Origin of the sequence: Enterobacter sp. JH25 (genome assembly GCF_021725435.1) — a bacterium.
Taxonomy (GTDB): domain Bacteria; phylum Pseudomonadota; class Gammaproteobacteria; order Enterobacterales; family Enterobacteriaceae; genus Enterobacter; species Enterobacter intestinihominis.
Genome location: NZ_CP091319.1, coordinates 3879262 through 3898021 on the forward strand (window position 1 = coordinate 3879262; position 18760 = coordinate 3898021).

At 51.9% G+C, this 18760-nt stretch carries 11 protein-coding genes and 5 pseudogenes; 7 read left to right on the forward strand and 9 right to left on the reverse strand.

The window, feature by feature from the left end:
- Positions 1-39: 39 nt before the first annotated feature.
- The 3 genes from L2Y28_RS18605 to L2Y28_RS18615 form a co-directional block, all read right to left on the reverse strand.
- Positions 40-345 carry a PadR family transcriptional regulator gene (locus L2Y28_RS18605; RefSeq protein ID WP_004206574.1) on the reverse strand — a complete coding sequence of 102 codons (306 nt, stop codon included), beginning with the start codon at positions 343-345 and terminating at the stop codon, positions 40-42.
- 10 nt (positions 346-355) lie between these two features.
- Positions 356-1561 (reverse strand): chromate efflux transporter, encoded by a 1206-nt coding sequence (gene chrA, locus L2Y28_RS18610; RefSeq protein ID WP_004206572.1) that lies wholly within the window; start codon positions 1559-1561, stop codon positions 356-358.
- Positions 1562-1736: 175 nt separating this feature from the next.
- On the reverse strand, positions 1737-2315 hold the full coding sequence (locus L2Y28_RS18615; protein WP_016151342.1) for a recombinase family protein: 579 nt from the start codon (positions 2313-2315) through the stop codon (positions 1737-1739).
- 158 nt (positions 2316-2473) lie between these two features.
- Here L2Y28_RS18615 and L2Y28_RS18620 point away from each other — a divergent pair.
- Positions 2474-4201: pseudogene (locus tag L2Y28_RS18620) on the forward strand (Tn3 family transposase); the annotation flags it as partial.
- Positions 4202-4479: 278 nt separating this feature from the next.
- Here L2Y28_RS18620 and L2Y28_RS18625 read toward each other — a convergent pair.
- Both L2Y28_RS18625 and L2Y28_RS18630 read right to left on the reverse strand, forming a co-directional pair.
- Positions 4480-5484, reverse strand: a complete 1005-nt coding sequence (locus L2Y28_RS18625) for an IS110-like element IS4321 family transposase (RefSeq protein WP_000427623.1) — start codon at positions 5482-5484, stop codon at positions 4480-4482.
- A 403-nt stretch (positions 5485-5887) separates the two neighbouring features.
- A pseudogene (locus L2Y28_RS18630) lies at positions 5888-6897 on the reverse strand (zinc-binding alcohol dehydrogenase family protein).
- 352 nt (positions 6898-7249) lie between these two features.
- Here L2Y28_RS18630 and lacI point away from each other — a divergent pair.
- The 4 genes and pseudogenes from lacI to L2Y28_RS18650 all read left to right on the forward strand — a co-directional run.
- Entirely contained in the window at positions 7250-8332 is a 1083-nt protein-coding gene (gene lacI, locus L2Y28_RS18635) for a DNA-binding transcriptional repressor LacI (RefSeq protein ID WP_007851507.1), read from the forward strand.
- Between the two features lie 121 nt (positions 8333-8453).
- The gene (lacZ, locus tag L2Y28_RS18640; protein WP_007894989.1) at positions 8454-11528 is read left to right on the forward strand and encodes a beta-galactosidase; all 3075 of its coding nucleotides are present in this window, start codon (positions 8454-8456) and stop codon (positions 11526-11528) included.
- 51 nt (positions 11529-11579) lie between these two features.
- Entirely contained in the window at positions 11580-12833 is a 1254-nt protein-coding gene (gene lacY, locus L2Y28_RS18645) for a lactose permease (RefSeq protein WP_003846917.1), read from the forward strand.
- A 65-nt stretch (positions 12834-12898) separates the two neighbouring features.
- Positions 12899-13039, forward strand: a pseudogene (locus L2Y28_RS18650) (maltose acetyltransferase domain-containing protein); the annotation flags it as partial.
- Positions 13040-13053: 14 nt separating this feature from the next.
- Here L2Y28_RS18650 and L2Y28_RS18655 read toward each other — a convergent pair.
- Positions 13054-13749 (reverse strand): annotated as a pseudogene (locus tag L2Y28_RS18655) (IS1 family transposase).
- A 165-nt stretch (positions 13750-13914) separates the two neighbouring features.
- Positions 13915-15048, reverse strand: coding sequence for a glutathione-independent formaldehyde dehydrogenase (locus L2Y28_RS18660; protein ID WP_017384068.1), 1134 nt, complete (start codon positions 15046-15048; stop codon positions 13915-13917).
- Positions 15049-15479: 431 nt separating this feature from the next.
- On the opposite strand from L2Y28_RS18660, the gene L2Y28_RS18665 reads away from it, so the two are divergent.
- Both L2Y28_RS18665 and L2Y28_RS18670 read left to right on the forward strand, forming a co-directional pair.
- Positions 15480-15806, forward strand: coding sequence for a four-helix bundle copper-binding protein (locus L2Y28_RS18665; protein ID WP_022649401.1), 327 nt, complete (start codon positions 15480-15482; stop codon positions 15804-15806).
- Positions 15807-16270: 464 nt separating this feature from the next.
- Positions 16271-16867, forward strand: a pseudogene (locus L2Y28_RS18670) (LysR substrate-binding domain-containing protein); the annotation flags it as partial.
- A gap of 41 nt (positions 16868-16908) precedes the next feature.
- Here L2Y28_RS18670 and L2Y28_RS18675 read toward each other — a convergent pair.
- On the reverse strand, positions 16909-17568 hold the full coding sequence (locus L2Y28_RS18675) for an SDR family oxidoreductase (RefSeq protein WP_007897903.1): 660 nt from the start codon (positions 17566-17568) through the stop codon (positions 16909-16911).
- Positions 17569-17862: 294 nt separating this feature from the next.
- A complete protein-coding gene (locus L2Y28_RS18680) occupies positions 17863-18699 on the reverse strand; it encodes a helix-turn-helix transcriptional regulator (RefSeq protein ID WP_017384067.1) in 837 nt (278 codons plus the stop codon).
- Positions 18700-18760: the final 61 nt, after the last annotated feature.

Sequence of the window (18760 nt, forward strand, 5' to 3'; positions counted from 1 at the left end):
TTTCAGAAGACGGCAGACCGGACTAAAACCATAGGCATATCATTTGCCTTCAACAAGTTCACCGAACAGCTCTTTCACCCTGTTTCTGGCGTCCGTTAGCGCTATGTGCCCTTGTCCGGTGATTTCATATACTCGCCGACTTCGTCGACCGGCCTGAACATGTCGTGAGGTGAGATACCCCTTCTTTTCCATACCGTGCAGCATCGGATACAGGGTACCCGGGCTGAGTTGATAACCGTGGTGTCGCAATTCCTCAATGATGCCCAGACCAAAGACGGGTTCTTTGGCTGCATGATGCAGGATGTGCAAACGGATCATCCCGCCGTAAAGATCTTTGTCGGTCACGCCCGGAACCTCACAGTGCTAAACTCAACAACCAACCCGCAACACCGCAACTCACTACGACCAGCCACGGCGGCAGTTTCCAGAACATCAGAGCGACCAGTGCCACAAGGGCAAGGCCGAAATCTTGCGGAGCGAGAACTGCGCTCGTCCATACTGGTTGATAGAGAGCTGCCAGCAGAAGGCCAACTACGGCTGCATTAATACCCTGCAACGCTGCTTGTGTACGGATATTGCGGCGCAGACTTTCCCAGAACGGCAATGCTCCCACAATCAGAAGGAAGGACGGTGCGAAAATTGCCAGCAGACAAACCAGACCACCCAGCCAGCCAGAAGGCACCTGGTTCATCGAAGCCCCGAGAAAGGCTGCAAAAGTGAACAACGGTCCAGGAACGGCCTGGGCAGCGCCGTAGCCAGCCAGGAATGTATCAGTGCTGACCCAGCCAGAAGGAACGACTTCAGTCTGCAGTAATGGCAGCACGACATGCCCGCCACCAAAAACCAGTGATCCGGTCCGGTAGAAAGTTTCTACCATTAACAGCGTCGGATTTGGGAATATCGCCGTCAGCAATGGTAACCCTGTCAGTAGCACAAAGAACAGCGTGAGCCAGAACAATCCGACGCGACGCCGTATTGAAACGGGCAGCGGATCATGTACCGTCGTCTGCTGAGGTTTGAACAGTAACATGCCAGTGACAGCCGCAGTGACGATTACTCCCACCTGTCCCCAGGCCGATGGCACAAGAAGCACAAAGCAGGTTGCCACTGCCATGACAGTAATACGCGGTATATCCGGGCAAAGATTTCGGGCCATGCCCCATACAGCTTGCGCGACCACCGCAACGGCTACCACTTTCAGCCCATGCAATACACCAGAGGGCATCACATCCCCGTAACTGGTCATCCCCAGCGCAAACAGGATCAGTGCAACTGCTGACGGTAGCGTGAAGCCGGCCCATGCTGCCAGCGCCCCGGTATAACCGGCCCGGGACAGCCCGAGCGCTATACCAACCTGACTGCTTGCTGGTCCCGGAAGGAACTGGCACAGAGCGACCAAATCTGCATAGCTGCGCTCGGTCAACCACTGCCGTCGCGTCACAAACTCATCGCGGAAGTAACCCAGATGGGCAATTGGGCCGCCGAAGGATGTCAGGCCAAGTCGGAAGAAAATCAGAAAGACAGCCCAGGGGCTGTGATCATTCCTGGCAGTATCGTTCATGGTCAGATCCTGATTGCTGGTTTTAGTGGCTATTATAATCGAATTTCGTTATCGAAATTCGATTATAATAGCCACTGCTCCCTGTGGATAGAATGATGTTTCATGCTTTCCAGATGTTTACTTCAAGAACAGTTTCAACTGCCTGGCCAGTTATGGGCTTTATTCACATTCAGTATTATTGCTGTCCTGCTTTTACCCGGAGTATGGTTTGCCGGGTGGTATTAAATTCTCTGGCAACCGCACTGATACTGGCCCCGGAATTAAGGCGCTCTGACACTATTTTTTTTTGCTCCTCGCTCAAGATGGGCGGACGACCGAAGCGTTTCCCGGCTGATCTTGCCCGAGAAATCCCTGAATGTGTGCGTTCAATCAGCAGATCCCTCTCAAACTCAGCCACAGCTGAAATCACCTGCATAGTCATTTTTCCGGCCGGGCTGGTTAAATCCGCACCTCCGAGAGCGAGACAATGAACACGGATATCTAAAGTAGCCAGTTGTTCAACTGTTTTTCGGATATCCATCGCATTACGGCCGAGTCGGTCAAGTTTGGTGACAATCAATACGTCACCGCTTTCCATTCGATCAAGCAACCGGATGAACCCTGGTCTTTCGCTGGCAGCAACCGAACCACTTATATGTTCCTCAATCAGCCGCTGGGGTCTGATGGCAAAACCCGCCGCTTCAATTTCATGGCGCTGATTTTCTGTATTCTGTTCCAGAGTGGAGACCCGACAGTAGGCAAAAACTCGTGACATAGGAAACTTTCCGTACGCAAAGGGTGTCCGAATTATAACGTATGTACGAAACAAATTTCGCTGACTTTCGGACATATTGTTTGCGAGGCGTACGAAACCGACCGGTTTCGGTCAGTGCGAATGATAACTTTAATGAACTATGTGCAGGGGAAGCATTTATGCCACGGAGACAAATACTCAGTAGTGAAGAAAAAGAACGCTTGTTGATTGTGCCAGATGATGACGTATTTCTGACGCGCATGTGCTTTCTGAGTGAACATGACCTCGCGCTCATTAATTAACACCGCAGGCCAGCTAACCGTCTGGGCTTTGCAGTTTTACTCTGTTATTTGCGAGGACTAGGGTTTCCTCCCGACAAAAGTATTTCACCTCACGACTGTGTTGTCTTCAGGCTGGCGGCTCATTTGAAAGTCCAGTCTGATTTGTGGGCCGAGTATGCATCAAGAGAGGTCACCCGCTGGGAACATCTGGCTGAACTCTACCGCTACCTGGAATTATCCCCTTTTAACCGGGCGCTGCAAAAAACCTGTATTCGCCACCTTTATCCCCACGCCATGCGGACAGACAGAGGTTTTTTACTTGCGGAGGAAATGCTCTCCTGGCTCCACAATAATAAGGTTATTTTCCCCTCTGTTGAAGTGATCGAACGAACCCTGGCCGAAGCAACAACACTTGCCGACAGGGCGGTTTTTTCTGCGCTTACCGCGCAGCTTGAACCAGGGCATAAAGCGGCACTGGACCGTCTGTTGGTATCTGAGGGTGAGCAACCTTCACGGCTGGCCTGGCTGCTCCAGCCTCCGGGAAAAATTAATGGTAAAAATGTCCTGCAACATATCGACCGGTTAAATGCGATTGAGTCGCTGGCACTCCCTGACGGCATTGCACTTTCCGTTCACCAGAACCGACTCCTGAAACTCGCACGCGAAGGCAGGAAAATGAGTAGCCGGGATCTGGCAAGATTCACGGATGTTCGCCGTTATGCCTCGCTGGTTTGTATCATATCGGAGGCCAGATCCACCCTGACTGACGAAGTTATTGATCTGCACGAGCGTATTCTGAGTAGTCTGTTCAGCAGGGCAAAACGTACTCAGGCCGAGCGGCTCCAGCAAACGGGAAAGCTGATTCAGAGTAAACTGAAGCAATACGTTACCGTCGGACAGGCATTACTTAACGCCAGAGAGTCCGGGGAAGATCCCTGGGCCGCAATAGAAGACGTCCTTCCCTGGCAGGAATTCATCAACAGCGTGGAAGAGACGCGGTTCCTGTCACGTAAGGACAACTTCGACCCGTTGCATCTGATCACAGAAAAATACAGTACGTTGCGTAAATACGCCCCCCGGATGCTGTCCGTGTTGCAGTTCAGGGCTGCACCCGCCGCAATGCAGCTCAGTGACGCATTGGATACCGTCAGAGATATGTATAGAAAACAACTCCGAAAAGTACCGCCTTCCGCGCCAATCGGGTTCATCCCGGAAAGCTGGAGAAAGGTTGTGATCACCCCCACCGGCATTGACCGAAAATATTACGAATTTTGCGTGCTGAATGAACTGAAGGGAGCCTTACGTTCAGGTGACACCTGGGTAAAGGGGTCACGCCGCTACAGGAATTTCGATGATTATCTGATCCCGTCAGACGATTTTGAAAAATCACTCCGGGATAACCAGTTACCCCTTGCTGTTCCGGCCGATTGCCATGAATACATCAAGAGCCGTTTGACGCTTCTTGCATCGCGTCTGGAAGAAGTTAACGCGATGGCGCTGGCCGGTGATTTACCCGATGTTGATATATCGGATAAAGGCGTGAAAATTACCCCGCTGGATAACAGTGTCCCTTCAGCAGCATCCCCTTTTGGCGATCTGGTTTATGGCATGCTCCCTCACCCTAAAAGGGGGCCGCTTGGAAAACGGAATCTATGGTCACTCCCGTTTTTGCAACACCGATTTTGACGACAAGTTGGCTTGCTTGAATCTATCCGGCGTCTGAATGGGATTTTATTCCCGCGCCTTGATGAGTTCCGCGCCTGATGAACCTCCAGAAAATATACGGCTTCAATGAGCCTTTCCGTTTTACAGGTTCCTCAACAGGCCGGTGGGCCGTTAGTATCATCAATATCAGTATTCGCAAAACCAGATCAGTAATTCTTTAAACCGGTGTATTTCTGCCGTTATGCTACATAAGTTTGCTGTCGTGCCGTTAGGGCCCAGGCTATTCTGGCCAGCTTGTTTGCCAGAGCACAAGTGACGACAAAGTTGCTTTTCCGGCACAGTAAATCCCTGACCCAATCGGCCAATTTGCCAGACTGGTGTTCCAGTTTTTGTATGAATACCCTGGCACATTGAACCAACAAAGTTCGGATCTTTTTATTACCTCGCTTACTAATTCCCAGCAATGTCGTCCTACCTCCCGTGCTGTACTGCCGAGGTACAAGCCCTGTTGCCGCCGCAAAGTCACGGCTGCTGGCGTACTGCTTCCCGTCGCCAATCTCAGTTGAAATAGTACTCGCTGTCAGTGTTCCGACGCAGGGAATGCTCAGCAAGCGCTGTCCAACCTCATCTTCGTCCAACTTTCGTTTCAACTGGGATTCCAAATCTTTAATCTGCTCAACAAGATAGTGATAATGCTGTTGTAATTTCAGCAATAACTGGCTGAGGTAAAGAGGCAAACTATTATCCTCAAGAATGGTACTCAGTCGGCTAATAACGGCAGCTCCTCGGGGAACGCTAATGCCAAATTCCAGCAGAAAAGCATGCATTTGATTGGTTGTTTTTACCTTATCCTGAACCAGGGATTCACGGACACGATGCAGAGCCCGCATTGCCTGCTGAGATTCCGTTCTGGGCTGCACAAAACGCATAGACGGACGCGATGCAGCTTCACAAATAGCTTCGGCGTCGACAAAGTCGTTTTTATTGCTTTTAACGAACGGGCGGACAAATTGTGGTGATATCAGCTTTGGGGAATGCCCCAACTCTTCCAACTTGCGTGCCATAAAGTGAGAACCGCCACAGGCTTCCATTGCGATGGTTGTAGCGGGGCATGTCGCCAAAAATTCGATCAACTTTGGCCGGGTAAATTTTTTACGGTAAACAGCCTTCCCGCGACGATCCTGGCAATGAATATGGAAAGAGTTTTTACCCAGATCGATACCAATGAGCGCAATGTTTTCCATGATAGTTCTCCGAATGAAAGCCTGTCCTCAGCATAGTACCGGGAAGGAGGGAGTGACCATCTCATTAAATATCCTACGTTAAGCCTGTTTTTTGAGCTGGCATGGCGGGCAGCTATGAGCGAAGTATAGTCATTCGCCCTATCTCTTTTGTCGCACTTTCAACAAGGGGGTCGCTTGGAAAGCGGAACGAGGTCAGTCTCCGCCCGGACTGCTCAGCTCTTTAAACAGCAAAAGAGAGGCATCTTATGAGAAGGGATTGTTCAGTATGTCAGGGCAGACTGCTTTTTCATCCGCAGGTACTGAGGGTAAATGCTCAATTCCGGTACGATTCTTACTCTATAGCCAGACAGAATTCAGCATTGTGCTGAACCCGAATCTTTTTTTACTCTGACAGGCCTGTTCATCAGAACCCTGAAAAAACAATTTTCCCGTTCACATTTTTATTTTCCATGTCCTCATGAGCCCGGCGAAGTGCTTTAGCATTCAGCCTGCCATACTCTGCCAGCAACGGAGGTTTGAGCTTACCGGAATCCAGCATGCATGAGAGTTTGTTAAGAATATCATGCTGTTTAGACATGTCCGCAGTAGCATGCATGGGGCGGGTAAACATTGCCTCCCAGTGAACAGAAACGCTCTTAAATTTGATCAAACGCAGATCCAGTGGTTCAGGGTCGTCGATGAGTCCGATACGGCCTTGTGGGGCAATAATTTCGGCCATATTTTCCCAGGCAGATGGCGTGGTGTACGTTGAGAAAATCCGGGTAATGGGAGGGAGTCCAGCAAGGCTGGCAACCTGTGGCGCAAGCGCACATGAATGATCCAGGACATAATGCGCACCAAACCCGCGAACCGCTCTGACACTCTCCTGCCGGGAGGCAGTCCCGATGATGTTCACCCGACTCAGAGTGCGGGCAAGCTGTATAGCCATACAAGGGACTCCGCCCGCACCGCCAAGCATCAACAGGGTCTGATCAGCATCTCCGTTCACTGACAACTGCAGACGATCAAATAACATTTCCCAGGCTGTCAGACCGGTCAGAGGAACCGACGCTGCAGCTTCAAAACTTAGTGCTGCCGGCTTTATCCCCGTAATGCGTTCGTCAACCAGCTGAAACTCTGCGTTGGCTCCCTGGCGATCGAGCACACCGGCATAGAAAACGTGGTCACCTGGCCTGAACAGCGTCACCTCTGGTCCGGTTGCTTCAACAACACCGGAAGCGTCGTATCCCATAACTACCGGATTGCCTGCAGAGGGACTGATGTTTCGCCGGCTTTTCAGGTCCCGTGGGTTAACCGCGACCGCCCTGACTCTGATCAAAAGATCACGCCCCTTGGGCATGGATGGGTGGGGAAGCGACAAATCTTCAATAACGGATGTACTTTCCCGGGTTGCCAGAAACCAACGGCTTTCATTCTGTCTCCTTAAAAAGGTCAGTCACCAGATAAATAAATGTAAAAGTGTGCGGAACGCGATACCCGCCAGTGCCCCCGGCAGTGCAAATCGAAAAATACGCGGAAAGCGGGCGCTGGGTAATGCTGTCAACCTGTTGATGACTATTTTAATCTGTAGTCATTCAATCCTTGTAACATCAGGATGATCCTGGTGTCAGTGAAAATACGAAATCAACACGTTGGTATCATTACCCACCTGTGAACTGACGTCGGCATTTTGAATCTCACTTCGGCGTGCCCCCTCCGAATGGCGCAAAACATTTCGTGGTATGGCATGATAGCACCCGAAGAGAGTCAATTCAGGGTGGTAAATGTGAAACCAGTAACGCTATACGATGTCGCAGAGTATGCCGGTGTCTCTTATCAGACCGTTTCCCGCGTGGTGAACCAGGCCAGCCACGTCTCTGCGAAAACGCGGGAAAAGGTGGAAGCGGCGATGGCGCAGCTGAACTACATTCCCAACCGCGTGGCACAACAACTGGCGGGGAAACAGTCGTTGCTGATTGGCGTTGCTACCTCCAGTCTGGCCCTGCACGCGCCGTCGCAAATTGTCGCGGCGATTAAATCTCGCGCCGATCAACTGGGTGCCAGCGTGGTGGTGTCGATGGTAGAACGAAGCGGCGTCGAAGCCTGTAAAGCGGCGGTGCACAATCTTCTCGCGCAACGCGTCAGTGGGCTGATCATTAACTATCCGCTGGATGACCAGGATGCCATTGCTGTGGAAGCTGCCTGCGCTAATGTTCCGGCGTTATTTCTTGATGTCTCTGACCAGACTCCCATCAACAGTATTATTTTCTCCCATGAAGACGGTACGCGACTGGGCGTGGAGCATCTGGTCGCATTGGGTCACCAGCAAATCGCGCTGTTAGCGGGCCCATTAAGTTCTGTCTCGGCGCGTCTGCGTCTGGCGGGCTGGCATAAATATCTCACTCGCAATCAAATTCATCCGATAGCGGAACGGGAAGGCGACTGGAGTGCCATGTCCGGTTTTCAACAAACCATGCAAATGCTAAATGAGGGCATCGTTCCCACTGCGATGCTGGTTGCCAACGATCAGATGGCGCTGGGCGCAATGCGCGCCATTACCGAGTCCGGGTTGCGCGTTGGTGCGGATATCTCGGTAGTGGGATACGACGATACCGAAGACAGCTCGTGTTATATCCCGCCGTTAACCACCATCAAACAGGATTTTCGCCTGCTGGGGCAAACCAGCGTGGACCGCTTGCTGAAACTCTCTCAGGGCCAGGCGGTGAAGAGCAATCAGCTGTTGCCCGTCTCACTGGTGAAAAGAAAAACCACCCTGGCGCCCAATACGCAAACCACCTCTCCCCGCACGTTGGCAGATTCCTTAATGCAGCTGGCACGACAAGTTTCCCGACTTGAAAGCGGGCAGTGAGCGCAACGCAATTAATGTGAGTCAGCTCACTCATTAGGCACCCCAGGCTTTACACTCTATGTGTCCGGCTCGTATGTTATGCGAAAATGTGAGCGGATAACAATTCACGCAGGATACAACTATGACAATGATTACGGATTCACTGGCCGTCGTATTACAACGTCGTGACTGGGAAAACCCTGGCGTTACCCAACTTAATCGCCTTGCGGCACATCCCCCTTTCGCCAGCTGGCGTAATAGCGAAGAGGCTCGCACCGATCGCCCTTCCCAAGAGTCGCGCAGCCTGAATGGTGAATGGCGCTTTGCCTGGTTTCCGGCACCAGAAGCGGTACCAGAAAGCTGGCTGGAGCGCGATCTTCCTGACGCCGATACTGTCATCGTCCCCTCAAACTGGCAGATGCACGGTTACGATGCGCCTATCTACACCAACGTGACCTATCCCATTGCGGTCAATCCGCCGTATGTTCCCACGGAGAATCCGACGGGTTGTTACTCGCTCACATTTAATGTTGATGAAAGCTGGCTACAGGAAGGCCAGACGCGAATTATTTTTGATGGTGTTAACTCGGCGTTTCATTTGTGGTGCAACGGGCGCTGGGTCGGTTACGGACAGGACAGTCGTTTGCCGTCTGAATTTGACCTGAGCGCATTTTTACACGCCGGAGAAAACCGCCTCGCGGTGATGGTGCTGCGCTGGAGTGACGGCAGTTATCTGGAAGATCAGGATATGTGGCGGATGAGCGGCATTTTCCGTGACGTCTCGTTGCTGCATAAACCGAGCACGCAAATCAGCGATTTCCATGTAGCCACTCACTTTAATGATGATTTCAGCCGCGCTGTACTGGAGGCAGACGTTCAGATGTACGGCGAGCTGCGCGATGAGCTGCGGGTGACGGTTTCTTTGTGGCAGGGTGAAACGCAGGTCGCCAGCGGCACCGCGCCTTTCGGCGGTGAAATTATCGATGAGCGTGGTGGTTATGCCGATCACGTCACCCTACGTCTGAACGTCGAAAACCCGAAACTGTGGAGCGCCGAAATCCCGAATCTCTATCGTGCGGTGGTTGAACTGCACACCGCCGACGGCACGCTGATTGAAGCAGAAGCCTGCGATGTCGGTTTCCGCGAGGTGCGGATTGAAAATGGTCTGCTGCTGCTGAACGGCAAGCCGTTGCTGATTCGCGGCGTTAACCGTCACGAGCATCATCCTCTGCATGGTCAGGTCATGGATGAGCAGACGATGGTGCAGGATATCCTGCTGATGAAGCAGAACAACTTTAACGCCGTGCGCTGTTCGCATTATCCGAACCATCCGCTGTGGTACACGCTGTGCGACCACTACGGCCTGTATGTGGTGGATGAAGCCAACATTGAAACCCACGGCATGGTGCCAATGAATCGTCTGACCGATGATCCGCGCTGGCTACCCGCGATGAGCGAACGCGTAACGCGAATGGTGCAGCGCGATCGTAATCACCCGAGTGTGATCATCTGGTCGCTGGGGAATGAATCAGGCCACGGCGCTAATCACGACGCACTCTATCGCTGGATCAAATCTGTCGATCCTTCCCGCCCGGTACAGTATGAAGGCGGCGGAGCCGACACCTTCGCAACCGATATTATTTGCCCGATGTACGCGCGCGTGGATGAAGACCAGCCCTTCCCGGCTGTGCCGAAATGGTCCATCAAAAAATGGCTTTCGTTGCCTGGAGAGACGCGCCCGCTGATCCTTTGCGAATACGCCCACGCGATGGGTAACAGTCTTGGCGGCTTCGCTAAATACTGGCAGGCGTTTCGTCAGTACCCCCGTTTACAGGGCGGCTTCGTCTGGGACTGGGTGGATCAGTCGCTGATTAAATATGATGAAAATGGCAATCCGTGGTCGGCTTACGGCGGTGATTTTGGCGATACGCCGAATGATCGCCAGTTCTGCATGAACGGTCTGGTCTTTGCAGACCGCACGCCGCATCCGGCGCTGACGGAAGCAAAACACCAGCAGCAGTTTTTCCAGTTCAGTTTATCCGGGCGAACCATCGAAGTGACCAGCGAATACCTGTTCCGTCATAGCGATAACGAGCTCCTGCACTGGATGGTGGCGCTGGATGGCAAGCCGCTGGCAAGCGGTGAAGTGCCTCTGGATGTCGCTCCACAAGGTAAACAGTTGATTGAACTGCCTGAACTACCGCAGCCGGAGAGCGCCGGACAACTCTGGCTAACGGTTCACGTAGTGCAACCGAACGCGACCACATGGTCAGCAGCCGGACACATCAGCGCCTGGCAGCAGTGGCGTCTGGCGGAAAACCTCAGCGTGACACTCCCCTCCGCGCCCCACGCCATCCCGCAACTGACCACCAGCGAAACGGATTTTTGCATCGAGCTGGATAATAAGCGTTGGCAATTTAACCGCCAGTCAGGCTTTCTTTCACAGATGTGGATTGGCGATAAAAAACAACTGCTGACGCCGCTGCGCGATCAGTTCACCCGCGCACCGCTGGATAACGACATTGGCGTAAGTGAAGCGACCCGCATTGACCCTAACGCCTGGGTCGAACGCTGGAAGGCGGCGGGCCATTACCAGGCCGAAGCAGCGTTGTTGCAGTGCACGGCAGATACGCTTGCCGACGCGGTGCTGATTACCACGGTCCACGCGTGGCAGCATCAGGGGAAAACCTTATTTATCAGCCGGAAAACCTACCGGATTGATGGAAGTGGTCAAATGGCGATTACCGTTGATGTTGAAGTGGCGAGCAATACGCCACATCCGGCGCGGATTGGCCTGACCTGCCAGCTGGCGCAGGTAGCAGAGCGGGTAAACTGGCTCGGATTAGGGCCGCAAGAAAACTATCCCGACCGCCTTACTGCGGCCTGTTTTGACCGCTGGGATCTGCCATTGTCAGACATGTATACCCCGTACGTCTTCCCGAGCGAAAACGGTCTGCGCTGCGGGACGCGCGAATTGAATTATGGCCCACACCAGTGGCGCGGCGACTTCCAGTTCAACATCAGCCGCTACAGTCAACAGCAACTGATGGAAACCAGCCATCGCCATCTGCTGCACGCGGAAGAAGGCACATGGCTGAATATCGACGGTTTCCATATGGGGATTGGTGGCGACGACTCCTGGAGCCCGTCAGTGTCGGCGGAATTCCACCTTAGCGCCGGTAGCTACCATTACCAGTTGCTCTGGTGTCAAAAATAATAATAACCGGGCAGGCCATGTCTGCCCGTATTTCGCGTAAGGAAATCCATTATGTACTATTTAAAAAACACAAACTTTTGGATGTTCGGTTTATTCTTTTTCTTTTACTTTTTTATCATGGGAGCCTACTTCCCGTTTTTCCCGATTTGGCTACATGACATCAACCATATCAGCAAAAGTGATACGGGTATTATTTTTGCCGCTATTTCTCTGTTCTCGCTATTATTCCAACCGCTGTTTGGTCTGCTTTCTGACAAACTCGGGCTGCGCAAATACCTGCTGTGGATTATTACCGGCATGTTAGTGATGTTTGCGCCGTTCTTTATTTTTATCTTCGGGCCACTGTTACAATACAACATTTTAGTAGGATCGATTGTTGGTGGTATTTATCTAGGCTTTTGTTTTAACGCCGGTGCGCCAGCAGTAGAGGCATTTATCGAGAAAGTCAGCCGTCGCAGTAATTTCGAATATGGTCGCGCGCGGATGTTTGGCTGTGTTGGCTGGGCGCTGTGTGCCTCGATTGTCGGCATCATGTTCACCATCAATAATCAGTTTGTTTTCTGGCTGGGTTCTGGCTGTGCATTCATCCTCGCCGTTTTACTCTTTTTCGCCAAAACGGATGCGCCCTCTTCTGCCACGGTTGCCAATGCGGTAGGTGCCAACCATTCGGCATTTAGCCTTAAGCTGGCGCTGGAACTGTTCAGACAGCCAAAACTGTGGTTTTTGTCACTGTATGTTATTGGCGTTTCCTGCACCTACGATGTTTTTGACCAACAGTTTGCTAATTTCTTTACTTCGTTCTTTGCTACCGGTGAACAGGGTACGCGGGTATTTGGCTACGTAACGACAATGGGCGAATTACTTAACGCCTCGATTATGTTTTTTGCGCCACTGATCATTAATCGCATCGGTGGGAAAAACGCCCTGCTGCTGGCTGGCACTATTATGTCAGTACGTATTATTGGCTCATCGTTCGCTACCTCAGCACTGGAAGTGGTTATTCTGAAAACGCTGCATATGTTTGAAGTACCGTTCCTGCTGGTGGGCTGCTTTAAATATATTACCAGCCAGTTTGAAGTGCGTTTTTCAGCGACGATTTATCTGGTCTGTTTCTGCTTCTTTAAGCAACTGGCGATGATTTTTATGTCTATTCTGGCGGGCAATATGTATGAAAGCATCGGTTTCCAGGGCGCTTACCTGGTGCTGGGTCTGGTGGCGCTGGGCTTCACCTTAATTTCCGTGTTCACGCTTAGCGGCCCCGGCCCACTTTCTCTGCTGCGTCGCCAGGTGAATGAAGTCGCTTAAGAAATTAATGTCGGATACGGCGCGAGCGCCTTATCCGACCAACTTATCAGGACGGAATGTTAAAAATGAACATGTCGATGACAGAAAAAATAAAAGCAGGCAAGCTATTTACCGATATGTGCGAAGGCTTACCTGAAAAAAGACTTCGTGGGAAAACATTAATGTATGAGTTCAATCACTCGCATCCATCAGAAGTTGAAAAAAGGGTAATGACTCCAACTTATTGATAGTGTTTTATGTTCAGATAATGCCCGATGACTTTGTCATGCAGCTCCACCGATTTTGTGAGCGACAGCGACTTCCGTCCCAGCCGTGCCAGGTGCTGCCTCAGATTCAGGTTATGCCGCTCAATTCGCTGCGTATATCGCTTGCTGATTACGTGCAGCTTTCCCTTCAGGCGGGATTCATACAGCGGCCAGCCATCCGTCATCCATATCACCACGTCAAAGGGTGACAGCAGGCTCATAAGACGCCCCAGCGTCGCCATAGTGCGTTCACCGAATACGTGCGCAAACCGTCTTCCGGAGCCTGTCATACGCGTAAAACAGCCAGCGCTGGCGCGATTTAGCCCCGACGTATCCCCACTGTTCGTCCATTTCCGCGCAGACGATGACGTCACTGCCCGGCTGTATGCGCGAGGTTACCGACTGCGGCCTGAGTTTTTTAAATGGCGGAAAATCGTGTTGAGGCCAACGCCCATAATGCGGGCGGTTGCCCGGCATCCAACGCCATTCATGGCCATATCAATGATTTTCTGGTGCGTACCGGGTTGAGAAGCGGTGTAAGTGAACTGCAGTTGCCATGTTTTACGGCAGTGAGAGCAGAGATAGCGCTGATGTCCGGCGGTGCTTTTGCCGTTACGCACCACCCCGTCAGTAGCTGAACAGGAGGGACAGCTGATAGAAACAGAAGCCACTGGAGCACCTCAAAAACACCATCATACACTAAATCAGTAAGTTGGCAGCATCACCTGGCAGCTGAAAGTATGAATAATAACGCCCTGACAGGATATTTTATTGCACCCTGTCAAAAGTCATACATTCTTTCCCGGTTTTTGCTTTCTCATACCGGATAACTCTATTTAAGGCTTAAGGATAACCTTCGTCCATCCTTCATCCCGCTCATCGAAGTGCTTATATCCGGCAGGAGCCTCTTCAAGCGAAAGACGATGAGAAATTATTTTGCCCGGACTGGCTTTATCGTGATGGATGAGGCGAGACAGCTGACGGTTATAGGCCTTAACGTTCGCCTGGCCGGTACGGATTGCCTGTCCTTTAAACCAGAAACTCCCAAAATCAAATGGCATCTTACCCTCTCTGGCAAGCTCCGATTCAGCCCCCGGATCCTGAGGAATAAAGACGCCAACCACACCAATTCCCCCGGTTGCTTTCGTCGACGCAACAAGACTGTTCATGGTGACAGAGTTATCTTCATGGCCATGTTTGTTACAGCACTGATAGCCAACACATTCGCAGCCACAATCCGTACCGCGTCCATCCGTCAGGTCGAGAATTTTTTGTACAGCTTCATCGCCAGTAGCATTGATGCCCGTCGCCCCCATTTTTTCAGCCAGAGCCAACCGGTCTGTGTGCGTATCAACCACAAACACCTGTGAAGCACCTTTAATGATCGCCGAATGAGCTGCCATCAAACCGACCGGCCCCGCGCCATAAATGGCCACGCTTTCACCAGGCTTCAATCCGGCAAGTTCTGTTGCATGCCAGCCGGTAGGAAAAATGTCAGAGAGCATCACATAATCATCTTCTTTTTCTGCCGCATCAGGGGGAAGAACAAGGCAGTTAAAGTCGGCAAATGGCACCCGAAGCAGTTCCGCCTGCCCCCCCTCCCAGGGACCCATTTCAGCAAAACCATAAGCTGCGCCTGCCGAACCCGGATTGGTAGTGAGACAAAAGCCGGTCAGACCTTTTTCACAGTTTTCGCAAAAACCACATCCCACGTTAAACGGCAGACAAACATAGTCGCCCACCTTAATACGTTCAACGCCTGAGCCAATTTCGACCACTTCACCCAGGTTTTCGTGACCCAGAATCCGTCCCTGTTCAAAGCTGGTCCGGCCCTCATACATGTGCAAGTCCGACCCACAAATGTTGGTGGTGGTGATGCGGACGAGTACATCCGTGGGGCGGACAATTTTCGCATCCGGTACGTCTTTTACTTTTACATCATAAGGACCGTTGTAAATTACTGCTTTCATGATCTTCTCCTTCTTGCGTGCGGAAAGGAAATGCTGCCCGGCGGATTGGGGTATCAATCGAGTTTAGCTGCCATAACAGATCTCGCGATCGGCGAAAGGACGATTAGGATGTTTCTTAACTAAGTGCATTGAAGTCTGTAAGACAGGTACTTACCGATGAAGGCTGCCTGGAAAACGTAAAAACATCACACGTTAATCCGGTTTTTTTAAGCAGGCAGGGGATTACGGACAGCTTTGAGCGAGAAGCGGATAAAGTAAATCTATCTCATTTCTGCATTGTGCCAGAAGTAGACATAGGTGAATTAGGTAACCCTAGAGATGCACTTTGAATCAATGATATGAAATGCTGAAAAGGTTATTAACTAATTCAAAATTTGAATAATCAGTTATCTCTTCCATGCTTAATACGTAACCTTAGCTAAGGAGAAATTATGTTAGACGAATACAAAAAATGCATCGAAGCCTGTTATCTATGTGCAACGGCATGTGATAACTGTGCGGCTTCGTGTCTCGACGAAGAGAATCTGGAGATGATGCGCGAGTGCATAAAACTGGATATGCAGTGTGCAAATATCTGCCGTCTTGCAGCTCAATTCATGACACTAAATAGCGGGTCTGCCCAGGATCTTTGCCGTCTTTGCGCTGATGTTTGTCAGAAGTGCGGTGACGAGTGTGGAAAGCATGAACATGACCATTGTCAGGATTGCTCAAGCGCTTGTCATCACTGCGCCGAACAATGCAGAAAGATGGCCGCCTGAGAAAAACTCAAATTACCAAACCCGCTTCGGCGGGGTTTTATATTCCCGGTAATAAGTCGTAGAAGGATGAGATAGATGAGTTTAAGAGTACGGGCGGGAAATAGATCTACTCGAAAGTACTAGCCTCAATGACAAATTCTGGCACAGATTATTTGATTGGCTCAATGTCCGTTTTCGCTGACAGCGGACTGCACCCCGCCGGGGTGACCGCTTCGTGCCAGAATTGGACGTTTCCAAAATCTGCATGCACTAATCGGTGGAGAGCAGATCTCACTGCATAGCCATGCAGACGCGCAGAAATCATCAGGGGCGTTTTTCAGGGGTTGGGGCAGGAAAGGTGCCGGAAACAGGCGGGAGGCCGCAGAAACGTGCTGAGGGCGCCTGCGGCGGCGCGCCCAAGGGTTGTTATGTTTAATATGGCAGAACTTTCCTGTCGCTATCATTTTGACGTCCGCTATTCGCTCATAGATATGCCTGTCGCGTTTGCGGCTTTACTTGTTATACCCAACCTGCCTGATTTTTATCGCCAGCATCCCGGAATTGAAATTATCCTGAGCAGCTCAGACCGCCGACGGAATATGCTGCATGATGGCCTGGACTGCATACTGAGGGTAGGGGAGCTGGACGATGGCGACTATATCGCAAAGAAGGTGGGAACCGTTAAAATGACGACCTGCGCCAGTCCTGCGTATCTTGATCAACACGGCACCCCGGAAACAATGGACGAGTTGCAGCAGCATCAGGCCGTCAACTGGATTAACAGCAGCAACAGACAAGTTATGCCCTGGACATTCGGGACGTCAGAGGGCTCCACCGAAATTGAACTTCCAGGCAGGCTTGTCGTGGATAACTCAGAAGCCTACATTGCAGCAGGCCTGGCGGGGCTGGGAATACTACAGGGCATGAATATTTTTTTGCAGCCTTATCTCGATCGCGGGCTGTTGGTAGAGGTTCTGCCAGATAATCCGTCCCCGAATCGCAAACTGTAACTTCTGTATCCGCACCGCCATCTCTCCCGAAAAGTACGGGCGTTTACCGACTGGCTGGAAAGTTTATTGTAAACGCCTGGGGGCCTGCAGCCTGCTGGTACGTGCGCTGCCTTTTATCGGCCCGCCAGCTTCTGTATGGCTTCACGGACAGGAGCATCGCCAGACGTCAGCTCAATGATGACGCGGCTGACGGCAGGTTGCTCAATGAGTTCAGCCAGCGTAGCCGCCACGTCATCACGGGGCACGTTACCATACGGGATGGCCAGGCCGGCACGTACATAACCCGTACCAGTCTTATCCTGCAGCGCGCCGGGGCGCAGGATCACCCAGTCAAGCTCGCTTTGTGCTAGTTCCACATCGGCCATTTTTTTAACACGCATATAATTTTCGAATGATTCAGAAGTGGTTTCTCCCCGTGCGGACTCCGGGAATGCAGAAACGAGCAGAAAGCGAGACACACCGGCACTGAGGGCGGCAGCTACCGACTTTTTCAGCCCTTCGCCGTCGACCGCATTGGTCATCTCCTGCCCCCCCTTACCGCCGGCACCGGCAGTAAACACCACTGTATCACTACCTGCAAAGTGCATCGCCAGCGCAGCTGCATCCAGCTCTGTCAGGCTCCCACTGACGGGCTCAGCACCCAGCTCGCCTAGCAATGCCTGCTGCTCTGGCTTACGGTAGAGGGCACGAACAGCATGCCCCCTTCCTGAAAGGATCCTGCACAGACGCTGGCCGATTTTGCCTGCACCACCGATAATGAAAACATGAACCACAGTTGTCTCCTTCTGGGGTTATGATGTGTCCGAAATTATAACCTGACATCAGGTCAGTTCCTTTGAGCCTGACCGATTGCACTGCATGCTGCTGCCAGCACCAGACAGCTGGTCAGATACTCAGTTGTTCTTATAGCTGAGAACAACAGCCGTACCGATTTAGCTCTCCCGTCACGATGAGAACTCCTGAACCGGTTACACGCAATGCCGGCCAATATCTTCCGTTATATTCGAAAGATCCACGCAAGTTACTGAAGTGCGAGGGACGCAATGTGTACCTTGAACGAACTGAAGTCAGCGGAACCCTGAAGGTTCGATTCCATAGCGTTCAGAAAACTGCCTGCTGAAGCTCGATACTGAATTGTAACCCACCCGCCCCGCGACCGTTTTTACCGGCAGCGTCGATGTCATCAGCAGGCGGAGAGCCTCCGCGATACGTGCATCGGCGATAACTGAGCGTAAGCTGGTTGACTCACTGGCCAGGTGGCGCCGAAGCGTGGGGCCACTGAGTCCCGTCAGATCTTCAATTTCAGCAGCACTCCAGGGATGAGCCGGTTTGTCCGCTACCATCTGACGGATTTTCATGGCCAGACTTGGCTGCCGGGCTCGCAGCAAAGCATGGTATCCCATGCCATAAAGCCAGAGCACCACTTCAACCATGGCGTGCAGGGAAAGCGGACGCTTCCCTTCCCGCATTGCGGCTGTCCAGCGGTTAAGGGGTGAAAGAAGAGCTGATACGGAAATGGCTGCGATGCTGCCGGTGTCCTGTGGTGGTGGTGCGGCAAGTAACAGCCTGGCTGCTTCAAGCTGTTCCTCCGCGAGCACCACGCTCAGGGCGACAAACTCACCACTTTGTTCTGAAGGGGCATATTCTATATCGATGCTACGGGCATTCGGGACGACCATAATCTCGCCCGGGATCACCCGGTGCCATTTCTCATTTTCACGATACCGGAATTCTCCTTCCAGCGGGAAGGAAAGGGTCGCACCTTCCACCTCGAACTTCTTTACCTGATGCGTCTGTTCTGCGCGAAGGCAATCGCAGGGAAGTGGAAAACGGGAGCGTGCCAGGGTAAGAAGCTCAGCGAGGAGATCATCAACGGGAGAATCGGAAAAGCTGACTGTTTGCATATTCATCCGGAATTTGACTTTGACCGCTATTATACGTCGCCATATACAAAAGCATACAGCG